The sequence below is a fragment of the Nostoc sp. FACHB-280 genome (assembly GCF_014697615.1).
Classification (GTDB): domain Bacteria; phylum Cyanobacteriota; class Cyanobacteriia; order Cyanobacteriales; family Nostocaceae; genus Nostoc_B.
Genome location: NZ_JACJSD010000001.1, coordinates 258,651 through 276,542 on the forward strand (window position 1 = coordinate 258,651; position 17,892 = coordinate 276,542).

General features: G+C 40.0%; 21 protein-coding genes. 8 read left to right on the forward strand and 13 right to left on the reverse strand.

Annotation, left to right across the window (positions count from 1 at the left end; genetic code table 11):
* Positions 1–10: 10 nt before the first annotated feature.
* From H6G75_RS01000 to ppsA, 7 genes are all read right to left on the reverse strand, one after another.
* Positions 11–484: a Mov34/MPN/PAD-1 family protein gene (locus H6G75_RS01000; RefSeq protein ID WP_190978145.1), complete on the reverse strand. Its 474-nt coding sequence runs from the start codon at positions 482–484 to the stop codon at positions 11–13.
* Complete coding sequence (locus H6G75_RS01005; protein WP_190592917.1) at positions 481–840, reverse strand: four helix bundle protein; 360 nt, start codon at positions 838–840, stop codon at positions 481–483. The genes H6G75_RS01000 and H6G75_RS01005 overlap by 4 nt, the downstream gene beginning before the upstream one ends.
* Before the next feature lie 161 nt (positions 841–1,001).
* Positions 1,002–1,730: a carbonic anhydrase gene (locus H6G75_RS01010; RefSeq protein ID WP_190978146.1), complete on the reverse strand. Its 729-nt coding sequence runs from the start codon at positions 1,728–1,730 to the stop codon at positions 1,002–1,004.
* 425 nt (positions 1,731–2,155) lie between these two features.
* Entirely contained in the window at positions 2,156–2,869 is a 714-nt protein-coding gene (locus tag H6G75_RS01015) for a carbonic anhydrase (RefSeq protein WP_190978147.1), read from the reverse strand.
* A 140-nt stretch (positions 2,870–3,009) separates the two neighbouring features.
* Positions 3,010–3,435 (reverse strand): hypothetical protein, encoded by a 426-nt coding sequence (locus tag H6G75_RS01020; protein WP_190978148.1) that lies wholly within the window; start codon positions 3,433–3,435, stop codon positions 3,010–3,012.
* Positions 3,436–3,539: 104 nt separating this feature from the next.
* Positions 3,540–4,022 (reverse strand): universal stress protein, encoded by a 483-nt coding sequence (locus H6G75_RS01025; protein WP_190978149.1) that lies wholly within the window; start codon positions 4,020–4,022, stop codon positions 3,540–3,542.
* Positions 4,023–4,332: 310 nt separating this feature from the next.
* Complete coding sequence (gene ppsA / locus H6G75_RS01030; protein WP_190978150.1) at positions 4,333–6,774, reverse strand: phosphoenolpyruvate synthase; 2,442 nt, start codon at positions 6,772–6,774, stop codon at positions 4,333–4,335.
* A 319-nt stretch (positions 6,775–7,093) separates the two neighbouring features.
* On the opposite strand from ppsA, the gene H6G75_RS01035 reads away from it, so the two are divergent.
* Entirely contained in the window at positions 7,094–7,288 is a 195-nt protein-coding gene (locus tag H6G75_RS01035) for a hypothetical protein (protein ID WP_190978151.1), read from the forward strand.
* Positions 7,289–7,308: 20 nt separating this feature from the next.
* On the opposite strand, the gene H6G75_RS01040 is transcribed toward H6G75_RS01035, so the two are convergent.
* The gene (locus tag H6G75_RS01040) at positions 7,309–8,052 is read right to left on the reverse strand and encodes an aspartate/glutamate racemase family protein (RefSeq protein ID WP_190978152.1); all 744 of its coding nucleotides are present in this window, start codon (positions 8,050–8,052) and stop codon (positions 7,309–7,311) included.
* A 107-nt stretch (positions 8,053–8,159) separates the two neighbouring features.
* On the opposite strand from H6G75_RS01040, the gene H6G75_RS01045 reads away from it, so the two are divergent.
* Positions 8,160–8,801 (forward strand): hypothetical protein, encoded by a 642-nt coding sequence (locus H6G75_RS01045; protein WP_190592583.1) that lies wholly within the window; start codon positions 8,160–8,162, stop codon positions 8,799–8,801.
* A gap of 10 nt (positions 8,802–8,811) precedes the next feature.
* Complete coding sequence (locus tag H6G75_RS01050; RefSeq protein WP_190978153.1) at positions 8,812–9,612, forward strand: pentapeptide repeat-containing protein; 801 nt, start codon at positions 8,812–8,814, stop codon at positions 9,610–9,612.
* 364 nt (positions 9,613–9,976) lie between these two features.
* Here the strand turns inward: H6G75_RS01050 and H6G75_RS01055 are convergent, their stop codons facing one another.
* The 3 genes from H6G75_RS01055 to H6G75_RS01065 all read right to left on the reverse strand — a co-directional run bounded on the left by H6G75_RS01055 (position 9,977) and on the right by H6G75_RS01065 (position 12,218).
* Positions 9,977–10,405 (reverse strand): GFA family protein, encoded by a 429-nt coding sequence (locus H6G75_RS01055; protein ID WP_190978154.1) that lies wholly within the window; start codon positions 10,403–10,405, stop codon positions 9,977–9,979.
* Positions 10,406–10,491: 86 nt separating this feature from the next.
* Positions 10,492–11,370, reverse strand: a complete 879-nt coding sequence (gene truB / locus H6G75_RS01060; protein WP_190978155.1) for a tRNA pseudouridine(55) synthase TruB — start codon at positions 11,368–11,370, stop codon at positions 10,492–10,494.
* A gap of 248 nt (positions 11,371–11,618) precedes the next feature.
* The gene (locus H6G75_RS01065; RefSeq protein ID WP_190978156.1) at positions 11,619–12,218 is read right to left on the reverse strand and encodes an MBL fold metallo-hydrolase; all 600 of its coding nucleotides are present in this window, start codon (positions 12,216–12,218) and stop codon (positions 11,619–11,621) included.
* A gap of 128 nt (positions 12,219–12,346) precedes the next feature.
* Here H6G75_RS01065 and H6G75_RS01070 point away from each other — a divergent pair, with 128 nt between their 5' ends.
* Entirely contained in the window at positions 12,347–12,772 is a 426-nt protein-coding gene (locus H6G75_RS01070; protein ID WP_190978157.1) for a thioesterase family protein, read from the forward strand.
* Positions 12,773–12,905: 133 nt separating this feature from the next.
* On the opposite strand, the gene H6G75_RS01075 is transcribed toward H6G75_RS01070, so the two are convergent.
* Positions 12,906–13,544, reverse strand: coding sequence for a glutathione S-transferase family protein (locus H6G75_RS01075; RefSeq protein WP_190978158.1), 639 nt, complete (start codon positions 13,542–13,544; stop codon positions 12,906–12,908).
* A 212-nt stretch (positions 13,545–13,756) separates the two neighbouring features.
* On the opposite strand from H6G75_RS01075, the gene H6G75_RS01080 reads away from it, so the two are divergent.
* The 3 genes from H6G75_RS01080 (at position 13,757) to gatC (ending at position 15,441) form a co-directional block, all read left to right on the forward strand.
* Positions 13,757–14,458 (forward strand): SOS response-associated peptidase, encoded by a 702-nt coding sequence (locus H6G75_RS01080; RefSeq protein WP_190978159.1) that lies wholly within the window; start codon positions 13,757–13,759, stop codon positions 14,456–14,458.
* 92 nt (positions 14,459–14,550) lie between these two features.
* Positions 14,551–15,072 (forward strand): photosystem I assembly protein Ycf3, encoded by a 522-nt coding sequence (locus H6G75_RS01085; protein ID WP_190590338.1) that lies wholly within the window; start codon positions 14,551–14,553, stop codon positions 15,070–15,072.
* Positions 15,073–15,147: 75 nt separating this feature from the next.
* Positions 15,148–15,441 (forward strand): Asp-tRNA(Asn)/Glu-tRNA(Gln) amidotransferase subunit GatC, encoded by a 294-nt coding sequence (gene gatC, locus H6G75_RS01090; RefSeq protein WP_190978160.1) that lies wholly within the window; start codon positions 15,148–15,150, stop codon positions 15,439–15,441.
* Positions 15,442–15,516: 75 nt separating this feature from the next.
* Here gatC and H6G75_RS01095 read toward each other — a convergent pair whose 3' ends face one another.
* Complete coding sequence (locus H6G75_RS01095; RefSeq protein WP_190978161.1) at positions 15,517–16,137, reverse strand: CBS domain-containing protein; 621 nt, start codon at positions 16,135–16,137, stop codon at positions 15,517–15,519.
* A gap of 450 nt (positions 16,138–16,587) precedes the next feature.
* Between H6G75_RS01095 and H6G75_RS01100 the strand changes: the two genes are divergently transcribed.
* Positions 16,588–17,739 (forward strand): hypothetical protein, encoded by a 1,152-nt coding sequence (locus tag H6G75_RS01100; protein ID WP_190978162.1) that lies wholly within the window; start codon positions 16,588–16,590, stop codon positions 17,737–17,739.
* Positions 17,740–17,892: the final 153 nt, after the last annotated feature.

Sequence of the window (17,892 nt, forward strand, 5' to 3'; positions counted from 1 at the left end):
TTTATTTAACTTAAGTAGCTAAATTTATGGTATCAATTGTCTCTGGTTGAAACTGATGCTGGTCATTTAGACTCCAACTGAGGAGTTCGCCAGCTTGGCCATTTTGAACGGAAACTATTATATACGAGTATGCAGGCCAAGCATACTGGCGATCGCATTCGGAAGGAATTGCGGGGTTATCAGGGTGGGAGTGATAAATGCCAATTATGTTTAATGATTTATCCCGCGCTGATTTTTGTATTTGTAACATATCTTGGGGTGCGATCGCATATCTGCTGGTTTCACTGCGTTCTGTATTAGGGGCGAAGTTCGCTGACTCAGCACTCCAGGCGTTTTTGGTGGGGATAATTTCGACGACGGTTTTAATTTGATTTTCTAGATAACCCAGGATAATTCCGCAGCATTCGTTGGGGTAGGTTCTTTCGGCGTGACTGCGGATCATTTGGATGTGTTGTGGTAGAAGTTTAATAACTGCTGTATTCAAAAGTTCCGACTCTGCTTATCAATAAACGATATTAAAAGTTGCTTGACTTCCACTACACTGCTAATCAGGCGATCGTAATCAGATGGGGTGAGCATATCTAACTCATAACAAAGCAGCAGATAATATTCCACTTCAATCGCTGCATCCTTCGCCAACACCAGCAAGTTGATTTGTTCGGTTTTATCATCGCGATCGCATCCTTGGGCTATTTTAATCGGAATTGCGGCACAGGCTAACCGAATTTGCTGTGTTAAACCCAATAATTCCGCTTCGGGAAAGGTTCTGGTAATTTCATAAATAGCAACTGTGAGTTCATGGGCTTTTTCCCATACGGGAATTTCTCGAAAGTCTGTCATTGTCAGTTCTGATTAATTGGTATAAAAAAAAGGGTGATATTTCCTCACCCTCATCATATCTACTTTTTATTCTGTGATTAGCAGCCTTCAGTTATGTAAATTTATTAAAATCTGATTTCCTTGTAACTGGGCAATTTTTATTGACAAAGTTACTCGTTATCTCAAGCTACCAGCGTAAATTTGCCTGTTTTAAGGTCATAACGTCCGCCAACTATCTTCAATTTACCTTCTTTGACTAAGCCTTTTAAAATTGTCGAACTTTCAACTAATCTTGTTACTTGATACTGCACATTGGCAATAATAGAATTTTCTTCTAAACTACCTGTTTTGTGTCTAACTGATTCTACTGCGGGTTTGATTTCCTCTACAAATACTCCAATTCTTCCAGGTAGTGGTGCGCCTTGAATTGCTGCTGATACCGCGCCACATTTTGCATGACCAACAACTACAATTAACTGTGAACCTAACACAGATGTAGCAAATTCTAAACTACCGATAGCTGTTTGACTGGCGACATTCCCAGCAACTCGCACCACAAATAAATCTCCTAATCCTTGGTCAAAAACAATTTCTGCCGGTACTCTAGAATCAGCACAACCTAATATAGAAGCAAATGGATACTGGGCTACAGCAGTTTCTTGTAAACGCAATCTTGATTGATTTGGATTGAGTCGCTTTCCTTCTACAAATCTTTGATTACCTTCAATAATTCTTTTCAAAGCTGTGTCAGGATTGACTGGTTCCGGCTTTGCATCAGTATCAGGTTTTTGTTGAGCAACTGCTGGTTCTCCTTTTAAAAGACTAGTAGCAGCAGCACTCGCACCAATACTACCTACACCAGCTATTTTCAAAAAATTTCGCCGCCCTACAAAGCCATTAATCTTGCTCATTAGTCTACCTCTCTCCCAACAGTAAATTTTCCCTAAGTTACTGTGTACAGTATCAAATTAAATTCTTTTACCTAAAAAACAATTCTACTTACCATACTTTGTCTTTTAGGTAAAGATAAATTTGTTACTTTAACTTAGTAATTTTCAATGTTTGTCATTTACTGCAATATATCAGAGTGGTGTATTTTTATTACACATAATTTTCATAGCAGAATAATATGGTTACGTATTGATTTAATCTATGGTTAATTTTTCTATGTTCACAAGACTTAAGTCACAAATTAGTGTATGTCAGAAATCAACAGTATTGATCGCACTTGAAAGAATTGCTGAACGAAAATATCCCCGACTTCTTCAAGAATTCGGGGATCTGAAGCAGTAGGATGTCTACAAGTCAAATAAAATTGCTATATCTACCTGATAATTTAGGTAATTAAATTAACTTTACCAGTATCGATATCATAGCAAGCACCAACTATTTGAAGTTTGCTGGCTTGTATCAATTGAGTTAATATTGGCGAACTTTTTTGTAATTTTTTTGACTGATACTGCACATTAGCAATAACTGCATCAGTGGAATTAAAGTTAGTTAATGCAGGTTTAATACTTTCAGCTACGTTGCTAATCATACCGGGCATAGGTTCGTTTTTCATGGCTGCGGCTACAGCACCACATTTTGTATGACCCAACACCACAATCAATTGTGTACCAAGGACGGCTGTAGTATATTCTAAGCTACCGATAGTCATGTCACTAGCGACATTACCAGCAACACGCACCACAAATAAATCTCCTAGTCCTTGGTCGAAAATAATTTCAGCCGGAACTCTAGAGTCAGCACAACCTAAAATAGCCGCAAAAGGGTATTGTGCTTTGGCTACTAATTGTAAACGTGCCAATGTTTGATGGGGGTATTGACGTTTGTATTGGGTAAAGCGTTGATTACCATCCAGCAAAAGTTTTAAAGCTTGATTAGGGTTAACTGGATTTGGATTAGCTGGATGAACATCAGCGATCGCAGTTTTTGGGATATTACCTATTAAACTACCACCAATCGTTGTCGCTGCGATCGCTAAACTACCTGTCCCAGCAAATTTCAAAAAGTTACGGCGACCAATAAATCCATTAATTCTTGTCATTAATCTACCTGACAACACTTTCGCTGTTAACAGGAAGATATCAACTTTAGCCAACTGGAAGAGTACCTTCTGAGACGGTTTTCTCGTTATTTAACCCAGAAGCGATCACATTCATCAAATTAGCTACACTATTACCAAAACTAACGCAATGCTATCAGACGTTGACGGATGTTATTCATCTGTGATTGGCGGATTTGCTGCACAGGATGATGTTCACTCAGTTTTGAGCGGTCTTTTGTATATTCTACTTCTAACTCCCCTAGTTTTGACTCTAGAGCATTGGTCGTAGCAACCACAAGTTGATTTTGATAACTCTGCGACTGTAGTTGTTCAAGACGTTGTGCTAAATTTGCTTTTTCTGCAATCACCTGAGTAAATTGTGGTGCATCTTGTGTATATATAGATGCTAAAAGTGCTTGTTTTACCTCCAGTTGAGCAATTTGCTGTGTCAAATTCTGCACCAATACTTCATCAGTAGATTTTGATTTCATCTGTCTTGTAGCGATCGCACCAACAGATAATAAACTCACAGCACAAGCAATCAAAATTATCTGCTTTCGGTTCATAATTTTTGATATTGGTTAAAATGCTCTGCCTTCTGGACGTTAATCAAGCACAATAAGTTTCTACTAAAATCTCAAGTGGTAAAACTGAGTTTGTGTCTAGTGATTCACGAATAATTGAGAACTGTCAGAACTGAACAGGGTGCATGATGTAAAACATAATTACTCACGCTACCAAGAAATAATTCACTAATTCCACTCAAACCACGCCGACCGATCACTATGACATCAACATCGCAATTTTTAGCCACCTCACAAATCATCCGACCAGGATCACCTAATTCTTGGGTAAATTCTGCGGCTATACCTTTGGCGATCGCCTGATTTGTTAATAATTTTAAAAACTCAATTCCTTGCTGTTTTAATTGTTCCCATTCTCCTACATAATATTCTAAATTATGGCTCTGAGATGACGTATAACGGCTATGTATTTCCGTTGTCGAAGTATTGCGAAAGTCATCATTAAAAGGAGAAATGACTTGCAATATCATTAACTCAGCATTAGTTAATTTGGCTAATGATAAAGCTTGTACAAAAACATGATGTCCAATTTCTGTATTATTAACGGCCACTAAAATTTTCTTGAACATAGATTTCAAGTTGTTTGTAATTTATCTTGTGTTTAATCAGGTTAAAAAACTAAAAAAGGTATAGGGTTTTGAAAAAATCAAATATGATGCCGATTATTAATATCATGTCCGGTAAAAAACTTCTCATACAGACAGCAAAGGAAGCAGAGGAGAGGGTTTTCACGTTTCTGCACAGATTGTCGAAATTACCACTAATTACCCGGACAATGATATAAAACAAATTTCGCCAATAAAAATGCCAGAAAGTTAGATGTGCTTCAGCATAAGAAGTAGAAGTCTAAAGTATGAAACTTCAGACTTCAGACTTCATTCATTCTTTTTCTTCCGCTTTGGCAATTTCTAAGAGAGTCTTGAGTACTGAGTCAGGGTTGAGACTGATAGAATCAATTCCTTGCTCAACTAAGAAGCGGGCAAATTCTGGATAGTCACTTGGTGCTTGACCACAAATCCCGATTTTGCGACCATACTGCTTAACAGTAGCGATCGCATTAGCAATGGTTCTGGTGACAGCTTCATCTCGTTCATCAAATAAATGGGCGACCAATTCTGAATCTCTGTCAAGTCCCAAGGTCAACTGCGTTAAATCATTGGAACCAATCGAAAAACCATCAAAAATTTCACTAAATTTATCTGCTAGTTGCACATTGCTGGGTAATTCACACATGACATATACTTGCAGTCCGTTGACTCCGCGTACTAAACCATGTTGCGCCATTTCTGCCAACACACGTTTACCTTCTTGGGGAGTCCGACAGAAAGGAATCATCAGAATGACGTTGGTTAAACCCATTTCATCCCTTACTCGCTTCATCGCTTGACATTCTAGGGCGAAACCTTCACGGTAACGAGAATCGTAATAACGCGAAGCACCACGCCAACCAATCATCGGGTTTTCTTCTTTGGGTTCAAATTGCCTACCACCCAAGAGATTGGCATATTCGTTACTCTTGAAATCTGATAACCGCACGATGACAGGTTTAGGATAAAAAGCTGCGGCGATCGTTCCGATACCTTGGGCTAGTTTATCAACAAAGAATTTAGTTTTGTCTTCGTATTGGGCAGTTAACTCAGTAATTTTGTATCTTGCCAATTCATCTTCTAACTGATCAAAGTGAATTAACGCCAGTGGATGAGCTTTGATGTGATTATTAATAATAAATTCCATCCTCGCTAATCCTACACCATCATTCGGAATCGCAGTTAAACCCAAAGCCTCTTCGGGATTCGCCAAATTCATCATGATTTGGGTATGTGTGCGGGGCAATTTTTCCAAAGGCAATTCTTGGACTTCGTAAGGTAATAAACCTTGATAAACTTTCCCTGTTTCACCTTCAGCACAACTCACAGTAATTTCTTGCCCTGTTTTTAAAATAGTTGTGGCATTTCCGCTACCAACCAGCGCCGGAATTCCCATTTCTCTGGCGATAATTGCTGCATGACAAGTCCTACCGCCAGAATTAGTAACAATTGCACTCGCCCGTTTCATAATTGGTTCCCAATCAGGGTCAGTGCGGTTAGTAACTAGTACTTCTCCCGGTTGAAACTGGTTAATTTGATGGACATCTAAAATAACTCTGGCTTTACCTTGGCCAATCATCTCCCCAACACTGCGACCTGTTAGTAGTACCTCACCCTTGTCTTTGAGTTGATATTGTTTGAGAACATTTTTAATTTTTTGCGACTGGACTGTTTCTGGACGCGCTTGCACAATAAATAATTCATCAGTCAAACCATCTTTCGCCCATTCAATATCCATCGGCGTGTAAGTTCCCCGCACTTGGGAATAATGTTCTTCAATAATGCAAGCCCAGTTTGCTAGTTGGAGAATTTCTTGATCATTGAGGGCGTATTGATTTCTTTCGGTGCTGGGGACGGAAATATTTTTAGTTAATTTCAAGCCTTCTAGGTCATAAACCATTTTGATTTCTTTCGTACCTAGACGCTTTTGAATAATTGGTTGATAACCTTGTTTGAGAGTTGGTTTAAACACCAAATATTCATCGGGGTTGACAGCACCTTGCACAACGTTTTCACCTAGACCGTAAGCGGCGGTAATTAAAGCAGCATCTTTAAAACCTGTTTCGGTATCAATGGAAAACATGACACCAGACACCGCCAAATCAGAACGTACCATTTTTTGTACGCCCACTGATAAAGCAATATTAAAGTGATCAAAGCCTTTAATTTGGCGATAGGAAATCGCACGGTCGGTAAAAATCGAAGCAAAACACTTATGACAGGATTCTAAAACGGCTTGCAGTCCGTGGACATTTAAATAAGTTTCTTGTTGACCTGCAAAACTAGCATCAGGCAAATCTTCGGCGGTGGCGCTAGAACGTACAGCAACATCAGTATCAGCACCGTATTCTTCGCAAAGATTTTGATAAGATTGAGCGATCGCTGATTGTAAATCTGGCGGAAATGGAGTTTGCAACATCAGCATTCTTGCCTTTTTGCCGCATTGCCGCAGATTTTGTACATCCTCCACATTTAAATCGGCAAATATCTCTCTGAGTTTGGTTTCAATTCCAGCCGCAGCAATAAAGTAACGGTAAGCAAAAGCAGTTGTCGCAAAGCCTGTTGGCACTTTGACTCCTTTGCGCCGCAATTGCTGAATCATTTCTCCTAAAGAAGCATTTTTACCGCCAACTAAAGGGATATCTGCAATTCCTACATTGCTTAAAGGTAAAACTAAAGCTTGTTCTTGAGCATTCGAGAGAGATGTTGCTGAATCTAACAATGTGTCTAGCATAATAGAGTTTCCATAACAGATAGTGATATCTAAGAACCTCTTACTGCCTGGGCATTAGCAAGTTTTATTGCAACACATTCCTCGGCAAAATTTGTCAACTTAATTAATATTCAAAATGCCAGCTTTTGAGTTTCATTTCTCTCAGTGTTGCTTACGAAATTTGTAGTCAATAATTGGCTCTTAGGTCTCACACTGTTAGTTATAGAAAGATAATTTGAGGAAGTTGTGAGGATAAAGTAAGTAGCTCATCCCTCTTTTGTTACCTTTGGCAGAGAATAATCCAAAACAAAGAGGGATTACGTTGCTTTTGTGAATGACAATGTACGCTATAGTGACGAAAATTATACCTGTTGATATGCTTTGTACTGAAATAGCTGAGGCTATTGGTTTTGTTCCAGAAAAAATATATGTTTTACCCCAACGGAAGGGTAATAGTAGTCAACAAATGAAGCGATTTGGTAAAGAATCACTGCGGAAAAGTATTACGGTTTGGAGAAAGCCTGAGAAAATATAAAAATACGGAACTGTACTAGATTAAAATTCTCGCAAAAGTCTACCACAGCCATAAATTTGATCGTGAATGTCGTTTTGGCGTAGGGCGTACCACCAAGTGGCGGCGTTGACAGCAATTACTGGTTTAGCAAGCGATCGCTCCATTTCATCCGCCAATCGGAGCATACTTAAATTAGTCCCCATCTGTACAATTGCCTCTATATCATCACCATCCAGTTCTTGAAGATGTGTTCTTAAAGTATTTTCAGATACCTCTGCAATGGAAATTGCCGTAGGACAACGGAGACTTTTAAGGCGTACAACTTCTATGCCAATGTCACTAAAAAAGCTGCGGATTTTATCATCAGCTATGGCTGGATGAGGGGCAATTACAGCGATTTTATTCACTTGAAAGGCTGCTAGTGCGGCCTGATATGCCGAAGCACAAGAAGCCACCTTGATACCAGCATAATCCTCAACTCGTTTGATAAAATCTAGGTTGCCTGCTTTACCTTCCCAAAAAGTTTCCGCACTCATCGCCATAATCAGGTAATCGACACCCGCCGTCATCACCCGATCAATTGCCGAAAACAGTTCTTGAGCGATCGCCTCCAAAAGCTGTACCATCTTTTCATCACTACTCAAATCCTGGTTCCTCAGATAAATCCGCGATGTATGAGAAGTCACCCCAGGCACAGCCATTGTATGAAAATCAGGTTCGACAATCGTATTTGTACTAGGCGCAAGCACGCCAAATTTTTTTCGCCATCCTAACGCATCTGTCATTGTTCACTACTCAGTACATAAAAGATTGACTGTAGCTTATGGTAGTTTAAAGTTACGGCATATTATTGCAATATGTAAACTTTACTTCATGACTGGAGAGCAGAACCTTGGGTATAGAACTACGCAGTTTCGTATTTCTTGATAGCTTGCAGCCGCAACACGCAGCTTATATGGGAACAGTAGCTCAAGGTTTCTTGCCCTTACCAGGAGACACATCATTATGGATTGAAATTTCGCCTGGGATTGAAATTAATAAAATTACTGATGTCGCCTTAAAATCCGCCTCTGTTCGTCCCGGAGTCCAAGTAGTTGAGCGATTATACGGTTTATTAGAAGTTCATTCTGGTTCCCAAGGAGAAACGCGCACAGCAGGTCAAGCTATTTTGGATCTGTTAGGAGTTAAGCGCGAAGAATGTCTCAAACCGCGTGTTGTGTCTAGTCAAATTATCCGTAATATTGACGCTTACCAAACACAATTAATCAATCGTACCCGTCGCGGACAGTTGCTATTAGCGGGACAAACTTTATATGTCTTAGAAGTGGAACCTGCTGCTTATGCTGCACTAGCCGCCAACGAAGCCGAAAAAGCGGCGGCGATTAATATTTTAGAGGTACAAGCTGTAGGAAGTTTTGGCAGGTTGTATTTAGGTGGACAAGAACAAGATATTCTAGCAGGAGCAAGGGGAGCGTTAACCGCAATTGAAAGTGTAGCTGGTCGGACAAATCCCAATAGTGGCCGCCAGGAGTAAAGGAGAGACAATGGCAAATCAAGAGCATCTGGTTTTACTGAGAGCCGGTGCAGTTACCTGGAGTGAATGGAGACAGAAAAATCCGCAAATTCAACCAGACCTTAGTGCTGCAAACTTGCAAAAAGATAACCTTAGAGGTGCAAATCTTTATCAAGCCAACTTGACCAAAGCAGATTTGAGTCAGGCTTTACTGGTACGTGCGAATCTGAACGGTGCAGATTTTAGTGGCGCAAATCTGGAACAAGCCAAGCTCATTGAAGCCAATTTAAGTGGAGCGAACTTGAGTGTGGCGAACTTAAAGGGTGCAACGTTGACACAGGCAAATTTGAGTCATGCCAATTTCATTGGTGCGGATTTAAGTGAGGCAAATTTAAAAGAAGCTGCGATCGCCCATGCTATTCTAATCGGCACAGACCTCAAAGATGCTAACCTCAAAAGTGCTGACTTGGGCGCAGCAAAACTCATCCGTGCTAACCTCGCCTACTCTAACTTGATTGAAGCCAACTTGATTGCAGCCGATCTCAGTAAAGCCAACCTCTACAAAGCCGATTTAATTGGGGCTTATCTGTACAAAACAGATTTATGTAATGCGAATCTCAGTCATGCTTACTTAGTTAGTGCATATATGTTGCAAGCTAACCTTAGTGAAGCTGATTTAACAGGTGCAAATTTAAGCTGGGCAAATCTTCAAGGCGCAAATTTGGCTGGTGCAAACTTAACTGGTGCTAACCTTACCGGTACTAAACTGCGCGGCGCTAATCTTATCGGTGCAAATCTTGAGGATGCGATCGTACCTGAAGTATGTCATTAATTTTGTGATAGGGAGTAGGAAAGAAGCTCTGGTAATGATACTAGAGAGACGAGGGAGACAAGGGAGACAAGGGAGAGATGTTTGTATAGCAGTCGAAGCAGATGTAATCCCTCTTTTGTTACTTTAGGGAGATAAAAAATGACAAGAGATTCAACTGGCGAGAGGGAAACTGACAGGAGAAGCACGAAAGTCATTTATGAAGTCGATTAATTTTAAAAAGCCACGTTTCATACCAGGAATATTAAATACTGTAAGCCAAGTCTGAATTAAACAGTAAAAAATATACGGTTGAATAATTAATCTCAGGTTATTCAAGGCACTCTTCCATATATAAATAATGCCAACAGGATCAGCATAGGTAGTGTCAAGCTGTTGGTCGAGGAAACTGAGCAATAAACTCAGCTTCAGTCATATTTTCTGTTTCATTTGCAAAGCCATAATAGGCAGGTTTTTCATCAATAAATATTTGACGCTCAAAAACAAAATCTTTTGGTTGCTCAAATATTCCCACAGGGATAAAGTACTGTTTGGTTTCTTTCAATCTACAAAATAGATGAGTTCCACATTGACTGCAAAAGCCACGTTCTAGCCATTGTGAAGAGCCAAATATAGTAATACTTTCTTGATTTTCAAACGAAACATCATTACCGCAATCTGCTACCAAGAAGGGGCCACCTCCCCATTTTCTACACATTTGACAATGACATCCGCTAATGCTTTTACTGACTGTGGAAGCAAAGATACGAATTTTTCCACATAAGCAACTACCTTTCCCTTCATGTTGATCTGACATATTGCCCTCCAAGTTTAATGAAAGAAAATATGTTTAAAAAGTAGCTCATTATCTGAAAAACAAGAGAACTCAAAATAAAACTTAATTTAGGAAACTGGTTCAAACACCATTTGAGGAATTAATATTTCATCTTGCGATTGTCCAATTCCTAAAAATCGCGTTTCATTTTCATATACGCGCACAAGTCCAAGATTATCAAAATTAAGCGAAACTTTTTGTCCTTGACACCATTTGCGGGCAAGTTCTGGAGGTAAATTCACAGTGGGTAAATGCTGCAAAGCGACATCAGGGGAAATGGGTTGAAATGTTCCAGTTTCCAACTGTGTTTCTAAGTCAGCGAAAGAAAGACTAGTAGTTAAATTAAAACCACTGCTTTGGGTGCGAGTTAAAGCAGCGAGAGTTCCGCCAGTGTTTAAGACTAAACCTAAATCACGGGCGATCGCTCTAATATATGTACCACTACCACAAGCGATCGCCACATCTAATTCTGGAAAATTCCCCTCGCGCCAATCTAAAATATCTATCTGAAAAACTTCAACTGTACGTACAGGAACTTCCACCGTTTCACCTTGACGCGCCAAATCATACAAGCGTTTTCCATCAACTTGAATTGCACTATACATTGGCGGTATTTGTTCAATCTTCCCAACAAATTGTGTAATTGCAGTTTCGATTTCAGCCAAACTCAAATTTGCACAAGGCCGTGAGGTGATAATTTCTCCTTGCAAATCATCGGTTGTGGTACGCACACCAAAACGGATAGTAGCTTTGTAAGCTTTTTCCCCTGGGAGATACTGCAATAACCTTGTGGCTTTACCCATTGCAATTGGTAAAACCCCAGTCGCAGCAGGGTCTAAAGTTCCCGCGTGTCCTACCCGTTTGAGGCGCAGCAGCTTGCGTACCCGCGCCACACAGTCGTGAGAAGTCCAATCAAATGGTTTGTTTAAGTTGAGAAAACCTTGCACAGTAATATTTTTTGAGTAACTTAAGTCAGTGGATTTATGTCTAAACAGCGATCGCTATAATATTTCATCCAATCACTACAAGAATAGTGATTATACCAAGTCTGTATGAAGATGCACTGAATTAAAGAACGAACCACATAGACGCGGTAGTGGCTTCCCGCAGGGTAGGGCGCAAAGAACACAAAGAAAGAAGAGATAAAAGATTAAATGCAGCCTCACATAGAATTGGTATTAATTATCCCAATCAATCATAATGTTGCTGCTAATTCTTTTAAACGCAGGTGTCCATCTCGAAACACTGACCAACCATCCCCGACTAAGACAGTTTCTACCTTGCTTAATTGTGCCAGTCTGTGGACAGAAGCGATCGCCGCTGCTGGATTAAGTAACTTTTCCTTTGCCAAAATAGTTAAACTCCCGGCTGTATGCGCCCGGATCAAATCGCCTGTAATTAAGGTAGTGTCTTCTAATAGTAGTGCTAATTCGCCTGGAGTCTTGGAACCTTGGAGTTCAATAATCTTTAAGCCTGGTACAAACTCATCACCATCAGATAACCAGCGATCGCAAGCTATCGGGAACGATTCTTTTTCGGCAGCAGGGCCAGCTATTTTAGCATAAGTTTGCACAGCAATTTCCTTAGCTGATCTCACATGCTCCGAGTTTGTTAGTATAATCCAATCCACACCACCGAGGGATTCGAGATGATTCCAGTCGTGATTTGATAAAGCTACCGGGTCAATTAAGATATTGCCATCTGGACGAATCCAGGCAATCCCATTGAAATCAATATTTCTTGCAGGATTGAAAGTAGACCAGCCATATAAATCGGGACGGTGTAGAGATTTCATAATGATTCTGGTGCTTTACCTTCAATAAAATCGTAAATTTAAGAGAGTTGCATCAATAATGTATCAGTAATTCCGTCTATAGTCCAAATTAGCCTTTCATTTTCGTCTCACTAAATTTTATTCTTTTCATGCAACAATTTAAGACATTACTCCGCGTCCGCCACTATGAAATGGATGCTTTGGGACATGTAAATAATGCAGTTTACCAAAACTATTTAGAACAAGCAGCCATCGAACACTCAGAATATCTTGGTGCAACTTTAGATGTTTACCGCGAGTTAGGTGGTGTTTTTGTGATGCGCCGGGTAGAAATTGAATATCTCCGGCCAGCAGTGGCAGGTGATACTCTAGAAGTTACCACTTGGTTAAAAGAAATGCGTGGTACCCGTGCTTTTCGATGTTATGAAATCCGCAAACAAAACGAAGATGATTTATTAGTCACTGCGGAAGCACTATGGGTATGGGTAGATGCTAAAACTATGCGGCCAAAACCAATTCCTCACAAGATTTCTGATAAGTTTTTGCAACTTCAAAACTTGAGTGTGGCTGAATAATGATCAATGGTAAACAAGTATACAAAAGTCAGAATTAAGTAGTGTTTGACAGCTAACACAGAGAAACTAACGAAATCTTTTGTTGTCAACATGATGATTTGTTAATCGTTCTGAATTCTGACCCTTGTTATTTTTAGCAGAATTCTGCTTCTTGGGGAATTGGCTGATATGTAATACTGATATATCCAGGTTGAGCTTTGATACGTTCTATCCATTTTTGAATTGCGGGAAATCGGGATAAATCAAAACCACCTTCATCAGCGACATGGGTATAAGCGAACAAGGCAATATCAGCAATGGTATAGCGATCGCCAACAAAATACAAACGAGATTGCAGATGATTTTCCATCACTCTTAATGCGGCGTAACCTGGTTCTTGCTTTTGCGCTAACGCCGCCTGATATTCTTGAGCTTTCCCTAAAATTGCAACCCAAAATCGTGATGTGGCAATATAAGGTTCGTGACTGTATTGTTCAAAAAATAACCATTGCAAAACCTGTGCTTTTAAAAAGCGATCGTAAGGTAAAAATTCTGTGTATTCACTGAGATAAGCCAAAATGGCATTTGATTCTGTTAAGTATTTCCCTGGTTCAACTTCCAAAACAGGTATTTTGCCATTCGGATTTTTATTTAAAAATTCAGGTGTCCGACTTTCTCCCTTTAAGATATTCACCTCGATTCTTTCATAGGGAATACCCATTTGTGATAATAAAAGACGTACCTTATAGCCATTACCGGAGGGTAAAAAATCGTACAGACGTAGCGTTTCCATGCCAAAAAGATGATGAAGAGTATTCAGAGAAATGAGGCTCTAAAATACAATATCTTACAAAATGTTTCGAGTTGAACAGGATAATTATTGTCCTTTTAAGCATCTTCATGAAAACTAGATTTATCTGAAAAAATAAAAAACAAATTATTGATTATCTCTAGTATTTATCAACTTTAAATGTGCAATTTAATTCCAGGGGAAAACTAAAAAATATGTGTGGAAGATTTACCGTAAATCAGTCAGCAGAGGCTCTCCGTCAGGCTTTCCATCTCCAACAAGTTCCCAATTTAGCTGCTCAATATAACATTGCACCTACACAAATGGTGCCAACAGTGCTACATCACCCCAGCAATGAACAGTATGAATTTCAACAATTACGTTGGGGGTTGATTCCGAGTTGGGCAAAAGATGCAAAAATGGGAGTCAAGCTGATTAACGCTAGAGCCGAAACTGTAGCAGAAAAACCTGCTTTTCGAGCATCTTTCAAGCGCCGACGCTGTTTAGTCATAGCAGATGGCTTTTATGAGTGGCAAAAGCAACAAAGTAAAAAACAGCCATTTTATTTTCGCCTGCAAGATGGGAAACCCTTTGGTTTTGCCGGACTATGGGATGTATGGCACTCACCCGAAGGAGAAGAAATCGCTTCTTGTACAATTATCACTACAACAGCCAACGAATTGTTAGCACCAATCCATGAGCGAATGCCAGTCATTTTGGCACCAGAAGATTACGATTTGTGGCTAGATACACAAGTGCAAACACCCGAAAAACTTCAGCCACTGTTAGATCCTTATCCGGCGGAAGCAATGACAGCTTACCCCGTGGGCAATTTGGTCAACAAGCCCCAGCACAACAGTCCAGAATGTATTATGCCTCTGAATGAGGAGAATGGCCTGCCAAATCAGTTAAATTAACTATTGAGTGCTGAGTCAGCACCCAACTGCGAAACGCTGTAATTCCTAAAAGCATCTTTTGAGCTAGTAGCTGTACAACTATAGAGGCAGTTATGCCAAGAACCCAGAAAAACGATAACTTTATTGACAAATCTTTTACAGTTATGGCGGATATCATTCTCAAGATTCTGCCAGCTAACAGAAAAGCTAAAGAAGCATTTGTTTATTACCGAGATGGGATGTCCGCCCAAGCAGAAGGCGAATATGCCGAAGCTTTGGAATATTATGAAGAAGCCCTTACCCTCGAAGAAGATCCCTACGATCGCAGTTATATTTTCTATAACATGGGGCTAATTTACGCTAGTAATGGTGATCATGAAAAAGCCTTAGAACTGTATCACCAAGCAATTGAAACTAACCCACGTCTGCCCCAAGCCTTAAATAACATCGCTGTAATTTATCATTACAAAGGCGAAAAAGCCAAAGAAGCTGGAGATAATGACGGTGGTGAAGCTTTGTTTGACCAAGCAGCCGATTATTGGATAAGAGCCATACGTATGGCTCCCAATAACTACATTGAAGCGCAAAACTGGCTAAAAACCACTGGTCGGATACAAATTGACGTATTCTTTTAGTTATTTGTCATTAGTCCTGACAAATGACAAAGGACTAATGACAAATCACCAATCACCCATGACAAATGACAATTTATGATTGATCGTGACCAAGTTCATAAAGTAGCTCTCCTTGCTCGGTTAGAATTAACACCAGCAGAAGAAGAGCAATTTACCACTCAGCTAGGAAACATTTTGGAATATGTGGAACAACTGAGTGAATTAGATGTGAGTAATGTGCCACCAACTACACGCGCAATTGATGTCAGCAACGTGACACGCGAGGATGAATTACAACCCTATCCTGACCGAGATGCGATCCTCGATAGTGCGCCTGAGCAAGAAGGCGACTATTTCAAAGTCCCGAAAATTCTCAACAGCGAAGAATAAGAAAGGTAAAAGGTAAAAGGTAAAAGGTAAAAGTAAAAAGAAAGTTTTTGCCTTTTTACTTTTTACTTTTGACTTCTAAGGATTATAATTCCGGCATTCTGGCGCATTGGGATTTTCTCGACAGTATTCTTCAAAGGAAACCTTCGCCGAAACCATAGCTTCAGCTTTTTGATGGGCGGCTTCGGCTTGCAGTTCTTCCACCTCATCCCAAGCAGCAGCACAGGCTTTAGAATAAGCGCCATGTTGGGTACAAATAGCGCGAGCGGTTTCAACAGCTTTTTGAATTTTTTCTTCTAACCTGAGTGCTGTTGGGGCTTCGATAAAATTACTCTTGGTCAAAATATCAGTAATTGAAATAATACCTAACAGCTTGCCTTGAATGACTGGCGCTCTGCGAATACCAGTGTTAGCAAACAACCGTGCTACATATTCCACACTTAACTCAGGATTGACGACAATACAGGGTTTACTCATAATTTCATAAACCCGTACCTGCTTGGGGTCTTTACCGTAGGCTATTACCTTATAGACAATATCTGTTTCGCTAACCATGCCATAGGCATCATTATCATAGCGACGATCTACAACCAAGGCACGCAAGTTGTTGTCTTTCATCAGTCGGACGGCTTCAGCAACAGTGGCCGAACCGCGAATGGTAATCACATCCTTGGTCATAATATCTTCAGCTTTCATCATTGCTGTAGTCTCCTGGTGAATAGCAGAGGAGGAGGGGAGATAGGGGAAGTAGAGGAGGCAGAAGGCAAGAGGCAGAAGGCAGGAGGAAAAGTATTACTATTGCTAGTTTTTAAGCCTACACAATGTCCTAATCTTTCTGACTACAGGGATAATTGGTTAATTTTCTTTTCTCTACTCCCCATTGGTTATTCCCCATTCGCTACCACAAAGTTAGTTCAGGTTTGAATTTATGATGTTATCGAAAGTGACCGAAGCTCACAATCTCGGCATAATGATTTTGTGAAAGTATGAAGTGAGGGAACTTTAGTATGAAATTTTATACTTAAACCTGCATTTTTTATCCGTAATCAGGCTAGGATGATCACAATATCATCCAACTACGGCTGCAACTGTTTTGCTGTACGTTTGCACCCAGGTATACCGTCTGCCAGTAAATTCTGAGACTCAGCTATGTCAAATCGTCATTATCCACCCGCTTACTTACGTTATCTCAAAGCTAGGTTATGGAGTTTTAGCAAGCCAGCTTTTTGGGGAACAGCAATTTTTTTATCAGTGCTAGGGCTAGTAATTCGAGAATACTGGGCTAACCCTGATGCGTTTACTGGCAAACAAAACGGCGAAGTTACAACACAACAAGCTGATAATTCGTCTCTTTCGGCGGAAGATAAAGCGATCGCAGCTGATATTGATAACTTACCAGTTCTGTATAATGACGTTGAAAAAGCAGAATCTCCGGCAATTGTGAATTCCTTGACAGATAACTCCAAGCCGAAAAAGGGTAAAGATTTTTTACAGGATGTAATTAACAAGCAAAAATCTTCTAACAAATCTAATGCCATTCTCGGAATTAGTGGTGGTACATCTAGCTCTGATAGTAAAAATCCTTTTGTTGCCCAAACAGAAAGTTTGTTACAGTTTGGCATCCAAAACGGTAGCAGTAATCAGTTATCAAATTCTTCTTCTCAACCAAAAGGGTCAACAGATAACCCTTATGCCGTGGGAACCGGCACTAACCAGACTCCAAACAACCCCTACAACTCAATTACCCCTTCAACAACTACACTTTCACCCTCAACAAACCAAACAACACCGTCTAATATTAATAGTGCAACTGCCAACCCCGGCAATACTTTTGGTCAAACTCCATACACCGGGCTTTCGCAGAATTTATCGAACATTAACAGTACAACTACAAATTTCAGCAATAATTCCAGCAAAAATCCCTATACTCCAATTCCCCAAAGTTTACCGACAAGTACGCAGAATTTTCTCCCTAACACCAATTTAAATAGCGGTACAAGTTACATCCAACCAACTGTAACTAGCCAACCAACAAATTATTATAACGGTGTCAATACTGCCCAGCCTTTGACTAATTCAGTACCAACAATAACTACAACACAACCTATTAATTCAGTTGCGCCAACTAACACTACACCCACTACTGTACAGAATTCTTCTGCATATATTGTGACACCTGCGGCTCCTGCCAGTTATCAAGACAACCGCTATTTTAGAGGTTTACCTGTTCAAATACCTTCTAATACTTCTGTTCCTGGACAGTATACAAACGGCGTGCAAGGAAATCCTTATGGTTATTAATTTTCTTACCAAATGGGAATAGATAGTATGATTTAAGATTCTGGAAAGTCAACCAAAATCTTAAATCTAAACACCAAAATCGGGAAGCCAATCGTCATTTAAATTACACCATGCTCATGGTAATAAAAGCTACAAACCCTCTCCCTTGCCCTC